The following is a 22,494-nucleotide window of genomic DNA, read 5'->3' as shown; positions in this document are numbered from 1 at the left end:
TCGGCGTTCAGCCGCGGAACCAGTGCTGCGGCCTGGGTTGGATGTTCTGCCAGATGTGTTTGGGCTCGCGGTACTCGTCCAGGCCGGTCGGGCCCAGCTCCCGGCCCACGCCGGAGTGCCCGAACCCGCCCCATTCCCCCTGCGGCACATAGGGGTGGTAGTCGTTGATCCACACCGTTCCGTGGCGCAGCCGGCGGGCGACCCGCTGGGCCTTCCCGGCGTCCTGCGTCCAGACGGCGCCGGCGAGTCCGTACTCGGTGTCGTTGGCGATGCGTACGGCGTCGTCCTCGTCGGTGAAGCGCTCCACGGTAAGCACGGGCCCGAAGGACTCCTCGTGCACCACCCGCATGTCCTGACCGCACTCGTCGAGCACGGTGGGCGGGTAGTAGTGGCCACCGGCCAGGGCCGGGTCGTCGGGGCGTTCGCCACCGCAGCGCAGGACGGCGCCCTCGGCGAGGCCGGCCGCGACATACGCCTCGACCTTCGCCAGGTGCTGCGCGGAGATCAGCGGTCCGGTCTCGGCCCGCTGATCGAAGGGGCCGCCGAGCCGGATCCGCCGGGCGCGGCGGACCACCTCGTCGACGAACCGGTCGTGCAGCGAGTCCTCGACGATCAGCCGGGCGCCGGCCGAGCAGACCTGGCCCGAATGCAGGAAGACGGCCGTGAGCGCGAAGTCCACGGCCGTCTCGAAGTCGGCGTCGGCGAAAACGACATTGGGGTTCTTGCCGCCGAGTTCCAGCGCGACCTTCTTCACGGTCGCGGCGGCGGTGGCCATGATCCGTCTGCCGGTGTCCAGGCCGCCGGTGAAGGAGACCATGTCGACGGCCGGGTCCTCGGCGAGGGGTGCGCCCACCTCGGGCCCGGGCCCCAGGACGAGGTTGGCGGCACCGGCCGGAAGTCCTGCCTCCGCCAGCGCCCTCATCAGCAGGACGGACGTCGAGGGGGTGAGCTCACTGGGCTTGAGGACGATCGTATTGCCCGCGAGGAGAGCGGGCGCGACCTTCCAACTCGCCTGCAGCAAGGGATAGTTCCAGGGCGTGATCAGGCCGCACACGCCGATCGGCTCGTACTCGACGCGGCTGACGGCGTCGGCGCGGCCGGTGTCGATCACCCGGCCCGCGTCGGTGCCGCCGAGCCCTCCGTAGTAGCGGAAGCAGGAGACGACGTCGGCGATGTCGTACTCGCTCTCCACCAGCCGTTTGCCGGTGTCCAGCGATTCGGCGCGGGCGAAGGCGTCGGCGTCGCGTTCGAGGAGGTCGGCGGTGCGCAGGAGGAGCGCGCCGCGCTCGCGCTCGGGGGTGCGCGGCCAGGGCCCTTCGTCGAAGGCCCGGCGGGCCGCGGCGATGGCCGCCTCGGCGTCGGGGCGGGTGCCTTCCGATACCGTGACGGAGAGCGAGCCGTCGGCGGGGCAGCGGATCTCCCGGTGGCCGCCGGCCACGGGATCCCGCCATTTTCCGTCCACGTACAGGTCTGCCACGTCGAGGGCCCTTCGAGCGAATCGCGTTGCGCATCGTGCATCGAATTGCTTGTGGTGGAACACTCTGGAGAAGGCTGCAACCCACGTCAAGGGGTTGGTGATGACGGTTTCGCCAAGGAGACAGCCACGAGGACGCAGCACCGACAGGCCCGGAGCGCCTCGCCTCCGGGCCGGTCGGCGGTCTGAAAACTGCTGGTTACGGCAGGGGACTGTGCCGGTAATAGGCGGCGGCGGACGGGGGCAGCGGATCCTTCCCGAGGATGAGGTCGGCCGCCTTCTCCGCGATCATCATCACCGGTGCGTAGATGTTGCCGTTGGTAATGTACGGCATCACCGACGCGTCGACGACACGCAGCCCCTCCACCCCGTGCACCCGCATACTGGCCGGATCCACCACGGCCATCTCGTCTGTGCCCATCTTGCAGGTGCATGACGGATGCAGCGCGGTCTCGCCGTCCTTGGCGACCCAGGCGAGGATCTCCTCGTCGGTCTCGACGGACGGCCCTGGCGAGATTTCCCCGGCATTGTAGGGAGCCATGGCCGGCTGGTTGAGCAGCCTGCGGGCGACCCTGACGGCCTCGACCCACTCGCGGCGGTCCTGCTCGGTGGACAGGTAATTGAAGCGCAGCGCCGGGTGCTCGGCCGGGTCCTTGCTCTTGATCTTGACCGAGCCGACGGCGTCGGAGTACATGGGCCCGACGTGCACCTGATATCCGTGTCCGCCGGCGGGCACGGAGCCGTCGTAGCGGACCGCGACGGGCAGGAAGTGGAACATCAGGTTGGGATAGGCCACGTCCTCGTTGCCGCGGACGAAGCCGCCCGCTTCGAAGTGGTTGGTCGCGGCGGGGCCCGTGCGCAAGAGCCACTGGAGGCCGATGAAGGGGGCGCGCCACTTCGCGAGGTACGGCTGCATGGAGACGGGCTGCTTGCAGGCGTACTGGATGTACACCTCCAAGTGGTCCTGGAGGTTCTCCCCGACGCCCGGCAGATCGTGTACGACGTCGATACCGAGAGCGCGCAGTTCCTCGGCGTTGCCGACGCCCGAGAGCTGGAGCAGTTGCGGAGAGTTGATCGCGCCTCCGCACAGGATGACTTCGCGGGCACGCACCCGCTGAGGTCTGCCACGACCACGCCGGTACTCGACGCCGACGGCCTTCTTGCCTTCGAACAGGACGCGGGTGACCAGGGTGCGCGTCCTGACCGTGAGGTTGGGGCGCTTGCGCACCGGCTTGAGATAGGCCTTCGAGGCCGACAGCCGGCGGCCGCGGTGGACGTTGCGATCGAACCGGGCGAAACCTTCCTGCCGATAGCCGTTCACATCGTCGGTGGGAGCGTGGCCCGCCTCCTCGGTGGCCTTCAGGAAGGCCTCGAAGAGCGGGTTGGTCCCCGGGCCGCGCTCCAGGACGAGGGGGCCGTCGTGACCGCGGAACTCGTCGTCCGGGCCGGCGGCGAGACAGTTCTCCATCCGCCGGAAGTACGGCAGGCAGTGCGCGTAGTCCCAGGTCTCCATGCCCGGGTCGGCCGCCCAGCGTTCGTAGTCCATGGGGTTGCCGCGCTGGAAGATCATGCCGTTGATGCTGCTGGAACCCCCCAGCACCTTGCCTCGCGCGTGGTAGACGCGCCGGCCGCCCATGTGGGGCTCCGGTTCGGACTCGTACTTCCAGTCGTAGAACCGGCTGCCGATGGGGTAGGTCAGCGCCGCGGGCATGTGGATGAAGACGTCCCACGGGTAGTCGGGCCGGCCCGCCTCCAGGACCAGCACCTGGTTGCCCGGGTCCGCGGAGAGCCGGTTGGCCAGGGCACTGCCGGCCGATCCACCACCGACGATGACGAAGTCGTACTGCACGTGAGCCATGGGGCCTCGTCTCGCTCGCGCCGTTGAGAATGCGCGGCATGCTAGTACTCGTACCGCTATGCGCACCAGGTTGCGAACCGCGCAACTTCTCCGAGGTCTGCACAAGGCCTTGACCTGCACCGCTGGCCGCTATGTTTAACGCCCGTATAGTTGCGTTGTGAGCAACTACCATGCAGATGCCGAAACGACAACCGCGCCTACCGGTGGGGTCCAGTCCGTCGACCGCGCCATCACCGTGCTGGAGATCCTGGCCCTGCGCGGTGAAGCCGGAGTCAGCGAGGTGGCCGCCGAGATCGATGTCCACAAGTCCACGGCGTTCCGGCTGCTCGGCGCTCTGGAGGTGCGCGGCCTGGTGGAACAGGCGGGCGAGCGCGGCAAGTACCGCCTCGGCTTCGGCCTCGTCCGCCTCGCCGGCGCGGTCACCGGCCGCATCGACATCACCCAGCAGAGCCGCCCGGTCTGCGAGCGTCTCGCCGAGGAGATCGGCGAGACGGTGAACCTCGCCGTGATGCAGGAGCACTACGCGATCAACCTGTACCAGGTGCGCGGTCCGGGCGCTGTCACGGCGTTCAACTGGGTCGGCCAGCTGACGCCGCTGCACGCCACCTCCAGCGGCAAGATCCTGCTGGCCCACATGCCGCCGAAGGAGCGTGCCGCGCTGCTGTCGGAGACCGGCCTGAAGAAGCTGACCCCCCGCACCCTGACCGCGAAGACGAAGCTCGAGAAGAACCTCGCCGAGGCGCTCGAACGCGGCTACTCCTGGACGCTGGAGGAGTTCGAGGTGGGACTGCACGCCATGGCGGCACCGGTCCGCAACAGGGACGGCGAGGTCATCGCGGCGCTCAGCGCCTCGGGACCCGCGTACCGGCTCACCGAGGACCGGATGCACGAGCTCGCCCCTGTGCTCGTCAAGGGCGCGGACGAGATCAGCCACCGCATGGGCTACCTGGGCTGAGCTACCGCGGCCGCCCCACGCCCAGACGCTCCTGGACGAAGGCGTGGAACTCGCCGATGTGATGCTCGCTGGGTACGAGCACTCCACCCTTGGCGTACAGCCGGGAGCTCATCGCGGGCTGGCAGCGCTCGCACGCGTCGAAGTCCTGACGGTTGACCCGGTCGAAGAGCTCCACCGACCGGCTGACGTCCTTGCCGCTCTCGACGACGTGCTTGAGGTAGAGCCAGTCGCACTCGACGATGGTGCGGTCCACGGCGACCGGGTACATCCGGTGGAAGATCACATGGTCGGGCACCAGGTTGATGAACACCTGCGGCCGGACGGTGATCGCGTAGTACCGGCGGTCCTGGTCCTCGGTGATGCCCGGTATACGGTCGAGGCCTTCCGAGCCGTCGACGGTGAAGCCCTTGACCCCGGAGCCGAACTCCGCGCCGTGGCCCACGTAGTACTGGGCGGCGTACCCGTCGGCGAACTCGGGGAGCACCTCGGTCAGTTCGGGGTGGATCGTCGCGCAGTGATAGCACTCCATGAAGTTCTCGACGATGAGTTTCCAGTTCGCCCGCACGTCGTAGACGATTCGCCGGCCGACTTCGAGGTTGTCGATGTCGTAGTGCTCGATCGACTCCGTGTCGCCCAGGCGCGCGACCACATCCCCCACGACCTCGTCGAAGGGGGGCGGGTTCGCCGCGAGGCACACCCACACATAGCCGAGCCATTCGCGCGTGGCCACTGCCGCGAGGCCGTACTCGGTGCGGCTGACGTCGGGCATCTTGGTGAGGTTGGGCGCCGCGACGAGTTTGCCCGTCAGGTCGTACGTCCAGGCGTGGTAGGGACACTGGAAGGCGCGTTTGACCTCGCCGGTCTCCGCCGTGCAGAGCTTGGCCCCGCGGTGCCGGCAGACGTTGAGGAAGGCACGGACGGAGTTGTCCCGTGCCCGGGTGATCAGGACACTCTCGCGGCCCACCTCGACGGTGCGGAAGGCACCGGGCCCGGCGAGGTCGGCGGAGCGCACGGCGCAGAACCACATCGCCTCGAAGATGTGTTCCTGCTCCTGGGCGAAGATTCCGGGATCCGTGTAGGAGGAGCCGGGGAGGGTGGCGATCAGGCTTTCCGGCAGGCCGGTCGGGGTCACGGTGCACTCCTCGAGGAAGCGTGGTGGATCGCCCCGGTCAGGGCGCCTTGGCCGCGAGTTGTTTGCGCCAGCGCGTGAACAGCTTCGGCTGGTTCATCCCGAGCACGGCGACCGGGTGTCCGGCTCGCCGGTAGACGGCGAGGACGTCGCGGTCGTCCGCGGTGCCTTCCTCGATCGTCACGCTGTCGGCGCGGGCCGCGTTGCCGGCGAACTGGATCTTCACGCCGTACTGGTCGGACCAGAAGTACGGCGGCCGGGGTATGCCCGGTTCGCTCTCGCCCCAGGACAGCAGGGCGGCCACGGCCGCGTCGGGGCGTTCCCGGGCGCCGGTCCAGTGCTCGACGCGGCGGTGGGTGCCTGCGCGCGGGTCGTACCAGGAGGCGCAGTCACCGACCGCGACCACCCCGGCGAGGCTGGTGCGGCCGTCCGCACCGCACTTGACGCCATCGTCGAGTTCGATGCCGGATCCGGCCAGCCAGTCGACGCAGGGACGGGCCCCGACACCCACGACGACGATGTCGGCGGGGAGGCTGCGGCCGTCCTCCATCAGGACGGACTCGACGCGGGTCTCGCCGCTCAGCCCCTTGACGCCCACGCCGCACAACAGGCGTACACCGTGGTCCGCGTGGAGGGCGGAGACGATGCGTCCCATGGCCGCGCCCAGCGGTCCGGCCAGGGGGGTGGGCGCCGCCTCGACGATGGTCACGTCGAGACCGAGAGCGGAGGCGGTGGAGGCGACCTCGGCGCCGATGAAGCCGCCGCCGATCACGACCAGGCGTCCGCCCCGGGCCAGTTCGTCCCGCAGGGCGCGGGCGTCGTCCAGGGTGCGCAGGGTGTGCACACCGGCCAGTCCGTCCATGCCGGGCAGGGTCCGGGCGGCGGCGCCGGTGGCGATGACGATGCCGTCGGCCCGCACCTGGCGGCCGTCGGTGAGCCGCACGGCGCGAGGCGTGGTGTCGAGTCCGGCTGCGCGGGCTCCGAGCAGCCATTCCGCTTGCAGGTCCTCGTCGTCCGGCTCCAGCGCGAGCTCCGCTTCGCCGATGCCGCCGGCCAGGAACTCCTTGGACAGGGGCGGCCTGTCGTAGGGGCGGTGGATTTCCTCGCCGATGACGACCAGCCGTCCGTCGTACCCCTGCTTGCGCAAGGAGCGCGCCGCGGACAGACCGGCCAGCGACGCGCCCACGACGGCCACTGTCCTCACGCGACGCCCCCGGCGAGCCGGGCGGCGATGCAGGGGGGCAGGTTCGGGGCTGCCGTGGACAGCCGGACGTAGATCATGCCGTCCTCGACGAAGACCTCGTGCGTGCGCACCGGGAGCTTGGCCGGCGGGGCGTCGACGGCTCCGGTCTTGAGGTTGAACTTCGAGGCGTGCAGCGGGCATTCGACCTCGCAGCCCTCCAGCCAGCCGTCGGCGAGCGAGGCGTCCTGGTGGGTGCATGTGTCGTCGATGGCGAAGAGCTCGCCGTCGTCGGTGTGGAACACCGAGACCGGCGGGTCGATGTCGAGCCTGTGGGCCTCGCCTCGGGGCAGATCCACGAGACGGCACGCGGCAATCATCATGACACCTCGGTGCGTATAGCGAAACGGATTGCGGTGAACGCAACGCCAGTTTGAGGGCGCCTTCAAACGCTTGTCAAGGAGTTCGTGGGACACCTGACGCCCTCAATTTTTGTTGCGTCATATGAAACGCTCGGCGCGATAGGAAACGCAGGTCAGGCAGGACGGGGCCGGGCGCACGCTGCCGGGGCGGGTCGGCTCGCAGAGCGAGGAAACCCGCGGGCACTCGATCGCCCGGCCGGTTCGGCGGCGTCTGTCACCAGCCGCGGGCGGCCCACTCCTGCAGGTGCGGTGCTTCCGCCTCGACGGTCGTCGTCCCACCGTGTCCGGTGTGGACGACCGTCTCGCCCGGGAGGGTCAGCAGCCGGTCACCGATGGAGCCGATGATCGTGCCGAAGTCGCTGTACGAGCGCCCGGTCGCTCCGGGCCCGCCGGCGAACAGCGTGTCACCGCTGAACAACGCGCCCAGGTCGGGTGCGTACAGACACACGGCACCCGGAGCATGTCCGGGCGTATGGAGGACACGCAGGCCGATGCCCGCCACCGTGAGTACGTCACCGTCGGCGAGCGGCCTGTCGGGCCGCCGGCCGGGGTGCGCCATCTTCCACAGCACCTGGTCGTCAGGGTGCAGGAGGATGGGCGCGCCCGTGGCCAGGGCGACGTCCGGCGCGGCGCGCACATGGTCGTCGTGGGCGTGGGTGCACACGATGGCCGACAGCCGGCGGTCACCGACGGCCGCCAGGACGGCATCGGAATCGTGTGCCGCGTCGACGACGACCACCTCGTCGTCGTCACCGATGATCCAGACGTTGTTGTCGACGTCCCAGGTCCCGCCGTCGAGGCTGAAGGTCCCGCTGGTGACGAGGTGTTCGATGCGCGGCGCGCCGGCCATCACAGCACCACCACCGAGCGCAGCACGTCGCCGCGGTGCATCTTCTCGAACGCCTCCTCCACGTCACCGAGGCCGATGGTCTCGGAGACGAACGCGTCCAGGTCGAAACGGCCCCCCAGATACAGGTCGATGAGGGCCGGGAAGTCGCGCGAGGGCAGGCAGTCGCCGTACCAGCTGGACTTCAGCGAGCCGCCTCGCCCGAAGACGTCGAGGAGGGGCAGCTCCACCTTCATCTCCGGGGTGGGCACACCGACCAGCACGACCGTGCCGGCCAGGTCGCGGGCGTAGAAGGCCTGACGGTACGTCTCGGGGCGGCCGACCGCCTCCACGACGACGTCCGCGCCGAAGCCGCCCGTCAGCTCGCGCACCGCTTCCACGACGTCGCCCTTCGTCCCGTCGACCGTGTGGGTGGCCCCCATGGCCATGGCCCGGTCCAGCTTGCGCCGGTCGATGTCGACGGCGATGACCTTGCTCGCTCCGGCCAGCCTCGCCCCCGCGACGGCGGCCATCCCGACGCCGCCGCAGCCGATGACGGCGACGGAGTCGCCCCGGCCGACGGCACCGGTGTTCACGGCCGCGCCGAAGCCCGCCATGACGCCGCACCCGAGCAGACCGGCCGCCGCCGCGGGGGCCGCCGGGTCCACCTTGGTGCACTGCCCGGCGGCGACCAGCGTCTTCTCCGCGAACGCGCCGATGCCGAGCGCCGGCGAGAGCGGGGTGCCGTCGAGCAGCGTCATCGGCTGTGTCGCGTTGTGGGTGGCGAAGCAGTACCAGGGCCTGCCCCTGCTGCAGGCCCGGCACTGGCCGCACACCGCACGCCAGTTGAGGATGACGAAGTCACCGGGCTCGACGCCCGTGACTCCCTCCCCGACCGCCTCGACGCGCCCTGCCGCCTCGTGCCCCAGCAGGAAGGGGAACTCGTCGTTGATCCCGCCCTCGCGGTAGTGGAGATCGGTATGACAGACGCCGCAGGCCTCGACCTTGACCAGCGCCTCACCCGGACCGGGGTCGGGGACGACGATCGTTTCGACGGAGACCGGTGCGCCCTTCTTACGGGCGACGACGGCACGAACCTCGTGAGCCATGGGCTGCTCCTCAAGCGGGAAAGACTCGCCAGTGCGTTGCCTCATTCGCTACACGCACCGCTATACGCAACCGAGCATCCAGGAGGAGCGGACCGAGGGTCAAGGGCCTGATGCCAACCGGGTCGACTCGGCCATGGCCGGGCGTCCGAGCCGCCGCGCCCGACACGTGTGCGGCCGGTCAGAGATGCAGCCGCACACGGTCGGGCGGTCAGTCGGTCAGGCGGCGACGGGCTGCGGCCGGGCCGCCGGCTCGGCCAGACGGCCAGTGCGGTGCAGACCGTACAGAGCGGCCGCGCACGCGAGGCCGAGAGCGCACAAGCAGATCCACGGCAGCGCGGGTACCCCCGCCTCGCGGGCGGCGTCGAGCGCCGCACCGGTGAGGAGGTTGCCGAGCGCGATGCCGATGCCGCAGATGGTGTTGTAGAGCCCGTAGTGGGTGGCGACGAGCCGGTCACCGGAGAGGCGGACGATGGTGTCCATCTCGAAGGGGTAGGCGATCATCGTGCCGACGGCCAGCAGCAGCGCGGCCAGCATGGGCGGTACCGCGGCCGGCAGCCACAGGCCCACGCCCGAGTCCGCAGCGGGCACCGCGGTGGCCAGCGCCAGAGGGACGAAGGCCAGGCCCATGGCGGCCAGTCCCCGGGTCAGCGCCTGGCCCGGCTCGTAGCGGGCCTTGCACCAGGCGGTCACCCGCGTCTGGCCGACGATCGTGCTCAGTCCGGACACGGCGAAGAGCGCGGCCACCGCTGCCGTGCCGAAATCCCCGTCACCGCCGGCCCGTCGTACCTCCAGCGGCAGCGCGAGATAGACCTGGAAGGACAGGACGTACGAGCCGATCATGGCGCCGGAGAAGAGCAGGAACGGCCGGTTGGCGAGGATGCCGCGCCACTGGGCCAGTACGCCGTCGCGGTGCTCCCCCTCCGTGCCGCCCTTGGAGTCGTCGGCCCGTCGCGCCGGCAGAGCACGGATCTGCACGATGCTGAGCAGCGCGAAGATCCCGGCCGCGACCAGGCAGGTGACGCGGAAGTCCACGCCGGTCAGCACCATGCCCACCACGGGGCCGAGCAGGATCCCGGCCTGGTAGAAGACGTTGAACAGGGCGAACGCCTCGACCCTGCGCTCCCCCGCGTCCGCGGCGAGGTACGCCCGGACGGCCGGGTTGAACAGTGCCCCGGCGAGCCCGGTGGCCGCGGAGGCGGCAATCAGCGCGGCCAGTGAGTCGACCAGCCCGAGCGTCGCGAAGCCGGCCGTGCGCAGCACGCATCCGGCCACGATCATCGGCTTGTAGCCGAACCGGTCGGCGAGCGTCCCGCCGACCAGGAACATGCCCTGCTGGCTGAAGTTGCGCACGCCGAGGACCAGTCCGACGATCCAGCCGGCCAGTCCGAGGGTGCCGGACAGGTGAGCGGCCAGGTACGGCATCAGCATGTAGAAGCCCAGATTAATGGTGAACTGATTGGCCATCAGCAGCTGGACGCTGCGTTCGTGACCGCGTACCTGTGCGAGGGTGCCTTTCACCGGTTCTCCTCCACAGCGTCGGCGTGACCGCGCCCGGCGGCGAGCGGGTCGACCACGGTGGTGCACCGGGTCCAGCGTGCGACCTCCTTCTCGTCCACGCGCCCGATCACCTCCGGTTCCGGAGCAGGAGGGGCGTCGAGGAGGCCGTGCGCGCCGCAGTAGTCGTCGTCGAACACCGACCCGAGGTAACGCTGCGGACCATCCGGGAAGACCGCGGCGATCCGGCTGTCGGCGGGCAGGGTGCGGGCCAGCCATCCGGCGACCAGGGCGACGGCGCCGACGCTCCACCCGCCGGTGGCGTAGTGCGAGCCGGCCAACTGGCGGCAGGTCCACACCGCCTCGGCCGGGGCCACCCAGTGAACCTCGGCGAAGTTGTCGTAGGCGACGTTGCGGGGGTGGATGCTCGACCCGAGGCCCCGCATCAGCCGCGGCCGGGCCGGCTGGCCGAAGATCGTGGAGCCGATGGTGTCGACACCGACCACCTTCAGCTCGGGGTAGAGCTGCTTCAGCATGCGGGAGACGCCGGCGGAGTGCCCGCCCGTGCCGACACTGCACACGAGGACGTCGATGTGGCCCAGCTCGGACGCCAGTTCCAGGGCGAGCGGGGTGTAGGCGGTGGTGTTGTCCGGGTTGTTGTACTGATCCGGGCACCAGGCACCCGGACGCCGCGCCATGAGCTGCTCCACGCGCTCACGGCGAGCCTGCTGCCAGCCGCCGGTGGGGTGCGGCTCGGAGACGACGTTGATCTGGGCGCCGTACGCGGTCAGCAGCCGGGTCATCGACATCTCCAGGCCGGGGTCGGTGACCAGGGTGACCGGGTGGCCGTACACCATTCCGGCCAGGGCGAGGCCCAGTCCGAGCGTGCCGCTGGTGGACTCGATGATCCGGGCGCCGGGGCGCAGGTCGCCCCGGGCGCGGGCCCGTTCCACCATGTGCAGACCCGGCCGGTCCTTGATGCCGCCGGGGTTGAAGCCCTCCAGCTTCGCCCAGAAACCGCGGTCCGGGGGCGTCAGGGGCTGGGACACCCGCAGCAGCGGCGTGTTGCCCACCAGTGCCGACAGAGCGGACCGCTCGGGCATGGCGGCGGTGTTCGTCATGGACTGCATGTCTTTTCGCTCTCGCTCGATGAATACGCGGTGCACGTTCATCTCGCGCGACGGCCGCACGGGGGACGGTCGCGCCGTCCGAGGTCGTGGGGCCTTCGCGCGGCAGCCGGGCGGGGCCGGCTGCGAGCGGGAGGTCTAGATACGCCACCGCGAGGTGCGGACCAGCGCGGTTCTGCCTGTACGTCTTATGCGGGTGCGGACCTGCCGACGCCGGGGCTGCGGCCGTACGAGAGCCTCGGGAAGGCCGGCGGAGGCCGTCGTCCCGGCCTCGGCGGGTGGCTGGTGAGCGGCCTGCGCCGTCGTACGGGCAGCCCCGTCCAGACCGCACTGCTCGGCCTCATGGTGCCGATGCGGCCCATGAGGCACCACATCGCCCGCCACCGCCGGCCGTCCGAAGGCCGTGGCGACGTCGGGTGTGAGCCGCTCCTGCTCTTCGAACTGCCCATGCGGGAGGGCGCACAGCCCGAGCATCACGAGAAGAGCTCCGGACAGCAGAGCGAGAAGCGGGCGCCGCCGACGCGAGGGGGCCGGGGCGCAAAAGGCAGGCGTGGGGGGACGGGATCGTGTCGGCACAGGTTCTCCGTGCGCTCGCCCCTTTCGGCCACGGCGGCAGCCACGGCTGAGAGGAACGGTAGGCAGGGGTGAGAGGAACGGCAGGCAGGGTGGGGGAAGTACGGCGTTCGTTACGCGGAGCCCACGCGCGTTCTCAGGCGCAGGCGGAGCAGCCGTAGGAAGGGGAGGACTGCTGCTTCTAGACCTGCTGAACCACGGACAGTCTCAGTGCGGGCGACGACGCGGCGGACAGCGCCTGCTCGTGCAGGCTCGGCCTGCCCGAGCGGCGCCCGGCGCCGGTCGAGTCGGCGACCGACACTGCGAAGCAGGGCGGTGTCAGCACCGGACCCTGTAGCGGCTGGCCGGAGACGCAGTGCTCACCGGTGTGCGAGGAGCCGTGACCACTGCCCGGCTCATCTATCGCGACGGGCCGCGGCGCGGCCTGCTCGTCCTCGGCTGCGAGGATCTCCTCGTGCAACACGGCCACGGGGGCCGCCGCGCTGGTCACCAGGTGTCCTTCGGTGCTCTCGGCGCTCATTCCATGGGCGGACAAGATGCCGAGCAGCAACACGACCATGGCCAACACGCGCAGCAACGGGCCCGCAGACGCGCGAGCCCGCACCGGGCGCGGGAGTGACCAGGCCGTAATCATGCCGTGATACTAACGGCTCGTGGACCTTGCTCCGTCAACTCCCGCCCCCCAGCGCGTCAACGAGCCACACACATGACCGGTTTGCTTCGGCGCAACGTGGCCACCACCTTGAGGTGATGCAGCCGCCGCAGGTCATCCTCTTCGGCCAAGTCCGTCAGGCGTCGAGCGCGTCGATCAGGGCCTTGGTGACGTCCTCCGTCGTGGCCGTGCCGCCGACGTCGCGGGTGAGGACGCCCGCGGCGGTCGTGGCCTCGATCGCCTTGCGCAGCCGCGCCGCCTGGTCGGGCAGGCCGAAGTGCTCCAGCATCAGGGCGGCGCTGCCGACCGCGCCGATCGGGTTGGCGAGCCCCTGGCCCGCGATGTCCGGGGCGGAGCCGTGGACCGGCTCGAACATGCTGGGGAAGCGGCGCTCGGGGTTGAGGTTGGCGCTGGCAGCGAGGCCCAGGCTGCCGGCCAGGGCGCTGCCGAGGTCGGAGAGGATGTCGGCGTTGAGGTTGGAGGCGACGACGACCGAGAGATCCTCGGGGTGCAGGACGAACTTGGCGGATATCGCGTCCACGAGCACGCTCTCGGTCTCGACGTCCGGGTAGTCGGCGGCGACCCGCTTGAAGACGTCGTCCCACAGGACCATTCCGTACTGCTGGGCGTTGCTCTTCGTCACGGAGGAGACCTTCTTGTGGGCCCGGGTCCGGGCCAGGTCGAAGGCGAAGCGCATGATGCGTTCGCAGCCGACCTCGGTGAACAGGGCCGACTGGACGGCGACTTCACCGCCGGGTCCGCGGCCGGAGAGGTTGCGGCCGCCGAGGCCCGCGTACTCGCCCTCGCTGTTCTCGCGGACGACCACCCAGTCCAGCTCCGTGTCGTCGGCCTTGCGCAGCGGGCTCCGGACACCGGGCAGGAAGTGCACGGGACGGACGTTGGCCCACTGGTCGAAGTTCTGGCAGATCTTCAGGCGCAGGCCCCACAGGCTGACGTGGTCGGGGACGGTCGGCCAGCCCACTGCGCCGAAATAGATCGCGTCGAAGTCCTTGAGCTGCTCCAGACCGTCGTCGTCGATCATCTTGCCGGTGCGCTCGTGGAACTCGCAGCCCCAGGGGAACTCCTCCCAGGCGAAGGCGAAGGGGGCCGGGGAGCCCTTCGACGTCTCGGCCAGGGCGTCCAGGACGGCTCGTCCGGCGGCGACGACCTCTTTGCCCACCCCGTCGGCGGGGATGGCGGCGATGCGGAACGTGCGGGGTGTGGCTGTCATGAGTGCCTCCGGCTCACTGTCGTGCGGTCGGTTCGAGTCAACACACCGGCGTCACCGCGCGTCCAAGACCTGCTTCCGATACGACGTATAGGCGCGGCCGATCGGTCCTGCGTCAGGCGGCGTCGGCTCGCCGCTGCGCCAGCGACCTGGTGAGAGCGAGGAACGCCCGCGCCGCCGGCGTGAGGTGCGCGGGCAGGCTGACCATCGCCACGTGGAGGTGGGCCGTCGGCTCGATGGGTGCGACCACGGCACCGCACCGGCGGGCCAGCCGGGTCCAGGAGGACGGCAGGACCGCGACGCCCACGCCGGTGAGGACGAGCGGCAGGATCGAGGTGCGGTGGTCGACGACCGTCACGATCTGGGTGCCGGTGCCGCCCGCGGTGATGTCGTCGACGATGCTGCGCATCAGGCTGCCGGTGCGGGACGCGATGAGCTTCTGCCCGGCCAGGTCCTCGGGCCGGATCGTGACGTCGTCCTCGATCGCCCCGCCCGGCGCGGCGACGACCACGAACGGCTGGTCCTCGACGTGCAGGACATCGAGCCCGGACGGGTGCAGGGGGGCGGCGCTGCCCAGCAGGCCCAGTTCGCAGGCGCCGCTGCGGACCAGGGACATGACCTCGTCCGGGGTGAAGGCGGCCTGGGTGCTCACCGTCACCGACGGATGCAGCTCGGTGAAGCGGTGGATGATAGTGGTGAGCGGTTCGATGCCGGGCGAGGGCATGGTGGCGACTCGACGGTGCCGCCGTGCAGCCCGGCGAGCGCGGCCGCGGTGTCCCGTACGGCGGTCAGGTCCCGCAGCACGCGCCGGCTCGGCTCCAGCAGTTCCCGGCCGGCTTCGCTCAGTACGACGCCCCGCCCCACCCGGTGGAAGAGGGCCACCCCGAGATCGGCCTCCAGGTTCGCCATCGCCTGGGACAGTGACGGCTGGGCCACGTGGAGGGCGGCGGCGGCCTTGCTGAAACCACCGTGCTCGACGATGGCGAGGAAGTACTCCAGCTGCCGGGCGTCCACGGCGCCTCCCCGCTCTGTGCTGGTACGACAGGCGGAGCGAGCCTACCTGCCGGCTTCCGTTCCTCCGCGTCCGATCCAGCGGTCGGCGAGGGTCCGCCCGCACTGGGCGAGCAGCCGCGCGGACAGGGTGCTGTCCTGCGCGCAGTTCTGGTCGGTCAGGTCCGTCAGGACGAAAACCGTCAGGACGCCACCTCGGCGCTGGGAGTCACGGACGGCCGGCTCTTCGCCGCTTCCGTCTCCGTTCCCGTCTCCGTGGCCGTTCCCGCTTCTGCCTCGGCGGTCACCGGCGGTTCCGCCACCTTGCCCGCCAACACCTCACGTGCCCGCGCCAGATCAAGTGTTTTCTCCCACCGGGCGATGAAAAGGGTCGCGACGGCGTTGCCGGAAAAGTTCACCATGGCCCGGCACTCGGACATGAACTTGTCGATGCCGAAGACGAGCATGATGCCGGCGGCGGGAACGGTGCCGACCGTCGAAAGGGTCGCGGTGAGCGCGATGAAACCGCCGCCCGCTACACCCGCGGCGCCCTTGGAGGTCAGCAACATGACGGCGAGCAGCCCGAGTTGCTGGGTGACGGACAGCGGAGTGTCCGTGGCCTGGGCGATGTAGAGCGTGGCGAGGGAGAGGTAGATCGCCGCGCCGTCGAGGTTGAAGCTGTAGCCCGTGGGCACGACCAGACCGACCGTCGACCTCTCGACCCCCATGTGCTGGAGCTTGCGCATCAGCCCGGGCAGCGCGGGTTCGGCCGTGGACGTGCCCAGGACCAGCAGGTACTCCTCCTTGAAGTAGCGGAAGAGCTGGAAGATGTTCAGCTTCACGTACGCGGCCAGCACACCGCCGAGCACCACCACGACGAACAGGGCGGAGGTGACGTAGAAGAGCAGGATCAGCGAACCCAGGCTGGTCAGGGTGGACAGGCCGAACTTGCCGATCGCGTACGCCATCGCGCCGAAGGCGCCCAGCGGCGCGACCCTCATGATGTACGACAGCACCTTGAAGACGACCTCGGTCAGTCGGTGCACACTCGCGATGACCGGCTCACCCGCCTTCCCCACCGCCTTCAGCGCGACGCCGAAGATCACCGCCAGGAAGATCACCTGCAGGATGTCGCCCTCGACGAAGGGACCGAAGAAACTGTTCGGCACGATGTGGGTGAGGAACTCCCACCACTGCTGGTGCTCGCCCTGCTCTATGTACGTGCCCGCTTCGCCGGAGGTGTCGAGGGTCGACGGGTCGGCGTGTACACCGTCGCCGAGCCGGAAGATGTTGATCGCCACGAGGCCCGCCGCCATGGCGACGATCGTGCCGACCTGAAAGTAGGTCAGCGCCTTGATCCCGGTGAGGCCGACCTTCTTGAGGTCGGCGACGCCCGCTATGCCGCCGATGATGGTCAGGAACACGATCGGGCCGATCAGCATCTTCATCGCGGTGATGAACGTCGTGCCGAGCGGCTCCATGTCGGTGGCGAGATCCGGCCACCGCCAGCCCAGCACGATGCCGATCACGATCGCCACGAGGACCTGGACGTACAACTGCCGGTACCACGGTTTCGCCGCGATGCGTACGGCCTGTGCGGCTCGTTCGTTGTCCGGGGTTTGCGTCATTGCAGCCTCCCTGATCGCGCGACACCGGCCCGATCGGCACGCGCCGGCTTGGCCCACAGTGAACCGGGCCCCAGGTCAGGGGTCCACGACCAAAAATCGATGCCCCGTATAGGCCGGGCCTATCAGTACCGGCACAGGAGCCGAGGATCTCGCGGCCGACTGGCCCGAGCAGCGCCGCGCCTTGTTCGAACTGCTCGGTGTCGACGACTTCGTGGCGTGGAAACCCATGGCCTACGGAAACAATCGAGCCCGCACCGTTGACGCACCGGCCGGGCTGCCCTTCATAATCGGCACTCGATGTCATCGCTGACACAAGTCAACGTTGACACCCCTGGTCGGCTGCGTGACGTCGGCGTCGGCCGGGGTGTCACTTTTCGGTCCGTCCGCGCCGGGGCCGCCAACACCGGTGCGCGGACGGCCCGCGGGACAAGGAGACACCATGAGCTCTGCACGCGTATCCCGGCATGGCCGCATGAGATTGATGGCGGCGGTGGCGACGGTCTGCGCCCTGTCCGCCGCGCCGCTCGCCCCCCGGGCCGTCGCGGCCGACACCCCGCCGTACACCGAGACCTACAGACCCCAGTTCCACTTCACTCCGGAGAAGAACTGGATGAACGACCCCAACGGCCTCGTCTACTACGAGGGCGAGTACCACCTCTTCTACCAGTACAACCCGAACGGCAACTCCTGGGGCGACATGTCCTGGGGGCACGCGGTGAGCAAGGACCTCGTGCACTGGGAGGAGTTGCCGCTCGCCCTGTCGCACGACGACGAGGAGATGGTGTTCTCCGGCAGCGCGGTCGTCGACTGGAACAACACCACCGGGTTCGGCACGAAGGAGAACCCGCCCATGGTGGCGATCTACACCAGCGCGTACAGATACGGCGGCAAGCAGGCCCAGTCGCTCGCGTACAGCACCGACCGCGGCCGTACCTGGACCAAGTACCGGGGCAATCCCGTCATCGACATCGGCTCCACCAACTTCCGCGACCCCAAGGTCCAGTGGTACGCGCCGACCAGGAGCTGGCTGATGACGGTGTCGCTGTCCGCCGAGCACAAGGTGCAGTTCTACTCGTCGAAGAACCTCAAGGACTGGGATCTGCTCAGCGAGTTCGGGCCCGCCGGCGCGACGGGCGGCGTGTGGGAGTGCCCCGACCTGTTTCCCCTCGCCGTCGACGGGGACAAGAAGAAGATCAAGTGGGTCCTGGTCGTCAACATCAACCCCGGGGGCATCGCGGGCGGTTCGGCCGCCCAGTACTTCATCGGTGACTTCGACGGCAAGAAGTTCACCGCGGACGACAAGGGCACGTACACCCCGCCCACCGGCACGGTGATGCAGGACTTCGAGGGCACCGGCTTCGATACGTGGGCGACCACGGGTACCGCGTTCGGCCAGGGTCCGGCAGCCGGGGCGGTGGACGGACAGGGGGCCGTCGAGGGCTTCGACGGCAAGGGCCTCGCCAACAGCTTCCACGGCGGTGACGGCGCCACCGGCGTCCTCACCTCACCCTCCTTCACCGTCGACAGCCCCTACCTGAACTTCAAGATCGGCGGCGGACGCCACCCGCACGAGCCCGGAACCGTCATGGAACAGGGAGCCCCACCCGAGGGCACGGTTCTCGCCGACTTCGAAGGCGGAACCTACGGCGATTGGACGGCGACCGGGGACGCCTTCGGCACCGCACCGGCCACCGGCACCCTCCCCGGCCAGCAACAGGTCTCCGGATTCCTGGGCACTGGCCTGGCCAACACCTTCCTGAACGGTGACGCCACCACCGGCACCCTCACGTCGCCGGAATTCACCATCGACAAGAAGCACGTCAACTTCCTCATCGGCGGCGGCAATCACCCGGCCGGCTCCGGCAACCCGACCGCCGTCGAGCTCCTCGTGGACGGCCAGGTCGTCCGCAGCGCCACCGGTAGGGACGCCGAGGCACTCAACTGGGCCTCCTGGGACGTCAGCGACCTCGCCGGCAAGCAGGCGCGGATCAGGATCGTCGACGACAACACCGGCGGTTGGGGCCATCTCAACGTCGACCACATCATGCTGTCCGACACCCAGGCCCAGCGCGTCTCCCAGGAGACGTCCGTCAACCTGCTCGTGGACGGCAAGGTCGTCCGCAGCGCGACGGGCACCGACAGCGAGACCCTGGACTGGGCCTCCTTCGACATGCGCCCGTACGTCGGCAAGAAGGCGCAGATCCAGGTGGTCGACATGAACACCGGCGGCTGGGGCCACGTCATGGCCGACCGGTTCACCGCCGCCGACAAGCCTGCCAAGTCCGTCGTGCAGCGCGCCGACTGGGCCGACTACGGCAAGGACTACTACGCGGCGGTGTCCTGGGAGAACGCGCCGGGTGGCAAGCGCTACATGATCGGCTGGATGAACAACTGGGACTACGGCCAGTCCGTCCCCACCTCCCCTTGGCGCGGCGCGCAGAGCGTTCCGAGGGAGATGGCCCTGCGCACCGTCGACGGCCGCGTCCGGCTGACCAGCAAGCCGGTGGGCAGCCTGGAGTCCCTCCGGGACAAGCGCCCGGCGACGGCGTCCGGCGTCACCCTCACGAGCGCGTCCAAGCCCTTGGTCAGTCCCACGGCCAAGGGCAGGGCACTCGACATCGAGGCGACCTTCTCCCTCAAGGACGCCGACCGCTTCGGCCTGAAGGTGCGCACCGGAGCAGGCGGCGAGGAGACCGTCATCGGCTACGACACCACGACCCAGGAGCTGTACGTCGACCGCACCCGCTCCGGCGCCGGGGACTTCAACGGCACCTTCCCCGGCGTCCAGACCGCACCCCTGAAGCCCAAGAACGGCAAGGTCAAACTGCGGATCCTCGTCGACTGGTCGTCCGTCGAGGTCTTCGGCGGCAACGGCGAGGCGGTGATCACCGACCAGATCTTCCCCGACCCCTCCAGCACCGGCATCGAGGCCTTCGCCCAAGGCGGCACCGCCACCCTCGACCACATGCAGGCGTGGCAGCTGAAGTCCATCTGGCGGTGACGAGTCGCGGCTTCCGGCGACAACACGTCGTCGGCCGCCATCATCTCGCGCACGTGAGCGGTGAGCGCGAGGGCGGGCGAGCGGTTTCGCCGTCGGTCGCCCCGCGCTCCGGCTCCGTGTCGCCGCCGGTGTTCAGCGCTCGCTACGGATGCGTGGCCAACGGATCGAGGAACGTCAGTACCGAGGCGTCCTCCTCGATCAGCGGGGTGAGGGCGGCATTGAACGGCGCGCCGTACGGGGCGTCCAGGTGCGCCTTGAAGGCGTCCTCGTCACGGTAGACCTCGAAGATCCAGTAGGCGCGCGGGTCGGCCGCCTTGGTGTAGACGTCGAAGGCCAGGTTGCCTTCCTCTTCGCGCACCTTCAGGGCGTACTCCCGGATCAGGCGGGCGACTTCGTCCTCCGCTCCCTCTCGGGCGGTGAACTCGGCGAGCAGGGTCTTCGTCATCGTTTTCCTGTCCTTTCGGTGGGTGGAGCCGGGGGATGGAGTCAGCGGGTGGAGTCGAGGTGACGGACGACGCCGTCGTCCGTCGAGAGCGGCGGCAGCTGGTCCTGCCACGGCGGGTTCGGGCCGGCGACCGAGCAGGTCAGGGCCGCGACCTGGGCGGCGAACTGGCAGGCCGCCTCGACATCGCCGAGACTCAGGTCCGTCAGCCTCCCGCCGAGAAGTCCTCGGGTGCCGAGGTGGTGCAGCAGTCCCGCGGTGAAGGAGTCCCCCGCACCGACCGTGTCGACGACCGGCGTCGCCACCGCGGGCACCCGCACCCGTTCCCCGTCGAGTGAGGCCAGCGCACCGTCGGCGCCGCGCGTGATCACCACGAGCCGTGCCCCCGCCGCGTGCCAGGTGTCGCACGCCTGCTCGGGCGGCGTCCCGGGCAGCAGGAGATCCAGGTCGTCCTCGCTCAGCCGCAGGACGTCCGCCAGGCCGCACCAGTGCGCCAGCCGGGCGCGGTAGACCTCGGGGTGCACCAGGAGGGGGCGGACGTTGGGGTCAATGCTGATCGTCGCCCGGGGCGCGGCCGCTGCCAGGAAGTCCTCCACCACACCTGCCCCGGGATCCTTGACCAGGGCCAGTGACCCGGTGTGGACGCAGGTGGTGCCGGCCAGGTCAATTCCGGCCAGTTCGGCGCTCGTCCACTGCCAGTCCGCGGTGGACTGGGCGTGGAAGGAGAACGCGGCCTGCCCCTGGGCGTCGAGCTCGGCCACGGCCAGCGTGCTGGGCTCGGCGGCCTCGACGGCGTGCGACAGGTCCACGCCGGAGGCCTCCAGGTGGCTCCGGAAGAGGCGGCCGAACACGTCGCCGGACAGCCGTGCGAGGAAGCGGGCCGGGGTGCCCAGCCGGGCCAGGGCCACCGCCGTGTTGGCCGGTCCGCCGCCTGGCAGGACACGCAGGGCGAGTTCGTTCCGGGCCCCTGTGGACTGGGTGAACGCGTCAGCGACGCACTCCCCCAGGACGGTGATCTGACGCGGGCACATGGGCGGCTCTTCTCTTGGGACGCGCCGGAGAAACGGACACATTACGGGCAGTCCCCGGACCGGTTCGGGCGGGTGGCGGCCACGGCGTTGCCGATTTGTGACGGGTGAAAGGCATTGACGTTGCCTGAAGGCGGAGTCCATCATCCTCGCCAAGCAGTGTCAACGCTGACATGAGTCAACGATGACACCTCGGGCGGCATGCGCCCGATGCCGGCCGCTCGTCCGCAATCCCGCAGGAGTCGTTCATGTCACGTATCTCTCGTCTGCCTTCCTCCGTGCTCAGAGCCGCCGCGTGCACGGGCATCGCGGCCCTCACCCTGACCGCATGCGGATCCGGATCCGGATCGGGCACGGCGAACGCCGGGTCGGGCAGCGTCAAGGTCGGTCTGATCACCAAGACCGACACCAACCCGTTCTTCGTGAAGATGAAGGAGGGCGCGGAGAAGGCCGCCAAGGAGAACGGCGTCCAACTCGTCACCGCCGCAGGCAAGTTCGACGGCGACAACGCCGGGCAGGTCACCGCCGTCGAGAACATGGTCGCCTCCGGGGTGAAGGGCATCCTGATCACCCCGAGCGACTCCAAGGCGATCGTGCCGGCGATCGAGAAGGCCAAGGCCAAGGGCGTTCTGGTCATCGCCCTGGACACCCCGACCGAGCCGGAGAGCGCGGTCGACGCCCTCTTCGCCACCGACAACCTCAAGGCGGGCGAGCTGATCGGCGAGTACGCCAAGGCCGCGATGAAGGGCAAGACCGCGAAGATAGCCGCCCTCGACCTCGCGCCGGGTGTGTCCGTCGGCGTTCAGCGGCACAACGGTTTCCTCAAGGGCTTCGGCGCCACCGACAAGGACGTCGCCTGTGCACAGGACACCGGCGGCGACCAGTCCAAGGGCCAGACGGCGATGGAGAACTGTCTCCAGAAGGAACCCGGCATCAACGTCGTCTACACGATCAACGAACCGGCCGCGCTGGGCGCGTACACCGCGCTGAAGGCCAAGGGCCGGGAGAAGGACGTGCTGATCGTCTCCGTCGACGGCGGCTGCACGGGCACCCAGGCCGTCAAGGACGGCAAGATCGCCGCGACTTCGCAGCAGTACCCGTTGAAGATGGCCGCCGAGGGCGTCAAGGCCGTCGCCACGTACGCCAAGGACGGCAAGAAGGCGTCCGGTTACACCGACACAGGCGTCACGCTGATCACCGACAAGGCGCAGGACGGGGTCGCGTCCAAGGACACCGCCTACGGCCTGGAGAACTGCTGGGGCTGAGCCGCCGACCCCCAGCCGCCACCGTTCGACACCCCTCAGCGGGGCGGCCGGCCCCTCCTCCCCGACCGGGTACGGCCGCCCCCTCGTCCTCTTGCCGTCCGACAAGGACTGAC

20 protein-coding genes are annotated in these 22,494 nt (G+C 69.8%); 3 read left to right on the top strand and 17 right to left on the bottom strand.

Going from position 1 to position 22,494, the window contains the following annotated elements; all coding sequences use genetic code 11:
- Positions 1–7 precede the first annotated feature (7 nt).
- Both ACH4G3_RS16805 and betA read right to left on the bottom strand, forming a co-directional pair.
- Positions 8–1,477 (bottom strand): aldehyde dehydrogenase family protein, encoded by a 1,470-nt coding sequence (locus ACH4G3_RS16805; protein ID WP_397625172.1) that lies wholly within the window; start codon positions 1,475–1,477, stop codon positions 8–10.
- 196 nt (positions 1,478–1,673) lie between these two features.
- Positions 1,674–3,332, bottom strand: coding sequence for a choline dehydrogenase (betA, locus tag ACH4G3_RS16800; RefSeq protein WP_397625171.1), 1,659 nt, complete (start codon positions 3,330–3,332; stop codon positions 1,674–1,676).
- Between the two features lie 157 nt (positions 3,333–3,489).
- Here betA and ACH4G3_RS16795 point away from each other — a divergent pair, with 157 nt between their 5' ends.
- Entirely contained in the window at positions 3,490–4,287 is a 798-nt protein-coding gene (locus ACH4G3_RS16795; protein ID WP_397625170.1) for an IclR family transcriptional regulator, read from the top strand.
- Between the two features lies 1 nt (position 4,288).
- On the opposite strand, the gene ACH4G3_RS16790 is transcribed toward ACH4G3_RS16795, so the two are convergent.
- The 13 genes from ACH4G3_RS16790 to dctA all read right to left on the bottom strand — a co-directional run bounded on the left by ACH4G3_RS16790 (position 4,289) and on the right by dctA (position 16,645).
- Positions 4,289–5,419: an aromatic ring-hydroxylating oxygenase subunit alpha gene (locus ACH4G3_RS16790; RefSeq protein WP_397625169.1), complete on the bottom strand. Its 1,131-nt coding sequence runs from the start codon at positions 5,417–5,419 to the stop codon at positions 4,289–4,291.
- A 37-nt stretch (positions 5,420–5,456) separates the two neighbouring features.
- Complete coding sequence (locus ACH4G3_RS16785; protein WP_397625168.1) at positions 5,457–6,620, bottom strand: NAD(P)/FAD-dependent oxidoreductase; 1,164 nt, start codon at positions 6,618–6,620, stop codon at positions 5,457–5,459.
- Entirely contained in the window at positions 6,617–6,979 is a 363-nt protein-coding gene (locus tag ACH4G3_RS16780) for a bifunctional 3-phenylpropionate/cinnamic acid dioxygenase ferredoxin subunit (RefSeq protein WP_037673830.1), read from the bottom strand. The genes ACH4G3_RS16785 and ACH4G3_RS16780 overlap by 4 nt, the downstream gene beginning before the upstream one ends.
- A 253-nt stretch (positions 6,980–7,232) precedes the next feature.
- Positions 7,233–7,868, bottom strand: a complete 636-nt coding sequence (locus ACH4G3_RS16775) for an MBL fold metallo-hydrolase (protein WP_397625167.1) — start codon at positions 7,866–7,868, stop codon at positions 7,233–7,235.
- Complete coding sequence (locus tag ACH4G3_RS16770) at positions 7,868–8,953, bottom strand: S-(hydroxymethyl)mycothiol dehydrogenase (RefSeq protein ID WP_397625166.1); 1,086 nt, start codon at positions 8,951–8,953, stop codon at positions 7,868–7,870. Before ACH4G3_RS16770 ends, ACH4G3_RS16775 begins: the two co-directional genes overlap by 1 nt.
- 216 nt (positions 8,954–9,169) lie before the next feature.
- A complete protein-coding gene (locus tag ACH4G3_RS16765; protein ID WP_397625165.1) occupies positions 9,170–10,471 on the bottom strand; it encodes an MFS transporter in 1,302 nt (433 codons plus the stop codon).
- Positions 10,468–11,577, bottom strand: a complete 1,110-nt coding sequence (locus ACH4G3_RS16760) for a PLP-dependent cysteine synthase family protein (RefSeq protein WP_397625164.1) — start codon at positions 11,575–11,577, stop codon at positions 10,468–10,470. The genes ACH4G3_RS16765 and ACH4G3_RS16760 overlap by 4 nt, the downstream gene beginning before the upstream one ends.
- Positions 11,578–11,712: 135 nt before the next feature.
- Positions 11,713–12,051 carry a hypothetical protein gene (locus ACH4G3_RS16755; RefSeq protein ID WP_397625163.1) on the bottom strand — a complete coding sequence of 113 codons (339 nt, stop codon included), beginning with the start codon at positions 12,049–12,051 and terminating at the stop codon, positions 11,713–11,715.
- Positions 12,052–12,328: 277 nt separating this feature from the next.
- Positions 12,329–12,667 (bottom strand): hypothetical protein, encoded by a 339-nt coding sequence (locus ACH4G3_RS16750; RefSeq protein ID WP_397625162.1) that lies wholly within the window; start codon positions 12,665–12,667, stop codon positions 12,329–12,331.
- A gap of 268 nt (positions 12,668–12,935) precedes the next feature.
- On the bottom strand, positions 12,936–14,030 hold the full coding sequence (locus ACH4G3_RS16745; protein WP_397625161.1) for a tartrate dehydrogenase: 1,095 nt from the start codon (positions 14,028–14,030) through the stop codon (positions 12,936–12,938).
- 112 nt (positions 14,031–14,142) lie between these two features.
- Positions 14,143–14,751 (bottom strand): LysR family transcriptional regulator substrate-binding protein, encoded by a 609-nt coding sequence (locus ACH4G3_RS16740; protein WP_397625160.1) that lies wholly within the window; start codon positions 14,749–14,751, stop codon positions 14,143–14,145.
- Positions 14,682–15,041, bottom strand: a complete 360-nt coding sequence (locus tag ACH4G3_RS16735; protein ID WP_397625159.1) for a LysR family transcriptional regulator — start codon at positions 15,039–15,041, stop codon at positions 14,682–14,684. Before ACH4G3_RS16735 ends, ACH4G3_RS16740 begins: the two co-directional genes overlap by 70 nt.
- 179 nt (positions 15,042–15,220) lie before the next feature.
- Positions 15,221–16,645, bottom strand: a complete 1,425-nt coding sequence (gene dctA / locus ACH4G3_RS16730; RefSeq protein ID WP_397625158.1) for a C4-dicarboxylate transporter DctA — start codon at positions 16,643–16,645, stop codon at positions 15,221–15,223.
- A 439-nt stretch (positions 16,646–17,084) separates the two neighbouring features.
- Between dctA and ACH4G3_RS16725 the strand changes: the two genes are divergently transcribed.
- Entirely contained in the window at positions 17,085–19,646 is a 2,562-nt protein-coding gene (locus ACH4G3_RS16725) for a GH32 C-terminal domain-containing protein (RefSeq protein ID WP_397625157.1), read from the top strand.
- A 142-nt stretch (positions 19,647–19,788) separates the two neighbouring features.
- Here ACH4G3_RS16725 and ACH4G3_RS16720 read toward each other — a convergent pair whose 3' ends face one another.
- Together ACH4G3_RS16720 and ACH4G3_RS16715 are read right to left on the bottom strand one after the other, a co-directional pair.
- Positions 19,789–20,091 (bottom strand): putative quinol monooxygenase, encoded by a 303-nt coding sequence (locus ACH4G3_RS16720; protein ID WP_397625156.1) that lies wholly within the window; start codon positions 20,089–20,091, stop codon positions 19,789–19,791.
- Between the two features lie 41 nt (positions 20,092–20,132).
- Positions 20,133–21,119, bottom strand: a complete 987-nt coding sequence (locus tag ACH4G3_RS16715) for a carbohydrate kinase family protein (protein WP_397625155.1) — start codon at positions 21,117–21,119, stop codon at positions 20,133–20,135.
- A 245-nt stretch (positions 21,120–21,364) separates the two neighbouring features.
- Here ACH4G3_RS16715 and ACH4G3_RS16710 point away from each other — a divergent pair, with 245 nt between their 5' ends.
- Positions 21,365–22,381, top strand: a complete 1,017-nt coding sequence (locus tag ACH4G3_RS16710) for a sugar ABC transporter substrate-binding protein (protein ID WP_397625154.1) — start codon at positions 21,365–21,367, stop codon at positions 22,379–22,381.
- The last annotated feature ends 113 nt before the right edge of the window (positions 22,382–22,494 follow it).

The sequence above is a fragment of the Streptomyces afghaniensis genome (assembly GCF_044327915.1).
In the GTDB taxonomy this organism is placed as follows: Bacteria; Actinomycetota; Actinomycetes; order Streptomycetales; family Streptomycetaceae; genus Streptomyces; species Streptomyces afghaniensis.
Note: the sequence above shows the minus strand (reverse complement) of the source record. Positions and strands in the feature narration are given on the sequence as shown.

Excerpts from the sequence above, each read along its gene's own strand:
- betA (WP_397625171.1), bottom strand. The coding sequence starts at position 3,332 with ATGGCTCACGTGCAGTACGACTTCGTCATCGTCGGTGGTGGATCGGCC.
- ACH4G3_RS16780 (WP_037673830.1), bottom strand. The coding sequence starts at position 6,979 with ATGATGATTGCCGCGTGCCGTCTCGTGGATCTGCCCCGAGGCGAGGCC.
- ACH4G3_RS16775 (WP_397625167.1), bottom strand. The coding sequence starts at position 7,868 with ATGGCCGGCGCGCCGCGCATCGAACACCTCGTCACCAGCGGGACCTTC.
- ACH4G3_RS16770 (WP_397625166.1), bottom strand. The coding sequence starts at position 8,953 with ATGGCTCACGAGGTTCGTGCCGTCGTCGCCCGTAAGAAGGGCGCACCG.
- ACH4G3_RS16760 (WP_397625164.1), bottom strand. The coding sequence starts at position 11,577 with ATGCAGTCCATGACGAACACCGCCGCCATGCCCGAGCGGTCCGCTCTG.
- ACH4G3_RS16750 (WP_397625162.1), bottom strand. The coding sequence starts at position 12,667 with ATGAGCGCCGAGAGCACCGAAGGACACCTGGTGACCAGCGCGGCGGCC.
- ACH4G3_RS16745 (WP_397625161.1), bottom strand. The coding sequence starts at position 14,030 with ATGACAGCCACACCCCGCACGTTCCGCATCGCCGCCATCCCCGCCGAC.
- ACH4G3_RS16740 (WP_397625160.1), bottom strand. The coding sequence starts at position 14,751 with ATGCCCTCGCCCGGCATCGAACCGCTCACCACTATCATCCACCGCTTC.
- dctA (WP_397625158.1), bottom strand. The coding sequence starts at position 16,645 with ATGACGCAAACCCCGGACAACGAACGAGCCGCACAGGCCGTACGCATC.
- ACH4G3_RS16725 (WP_397625157.1), top strand. The coding sequence starts at position 17,085 with ATGAGCTCTGCACGCGTATCCCGGCATGGCCGCATGAGATTGATGGCG.
- ACH4G3_RS16720 (WP_397625156.1), bottom strand. The coding sequence starts at position 20,091 with ATGACGAAGACCCTGCTCGCCGAGTTCACCGCCCGAGAGGGAGCGGAG.
- ACH4G3_RS16715 (WP_397625155.1), bottom strand. The coding sequence starts at position 21,119 with ATGTGCCCGCGTCAGATCACCGTCCTGGGGGAGTGCGTCGCTGACGCG.
- ACH4G3_RS16710 (WP_397625154.1), top strand. The coding sequence starts at position 21,365 with ATGTCACGTATCTCTCGTCTGCCTTCCTCCGTGCTCAGAGCCGCCGCG.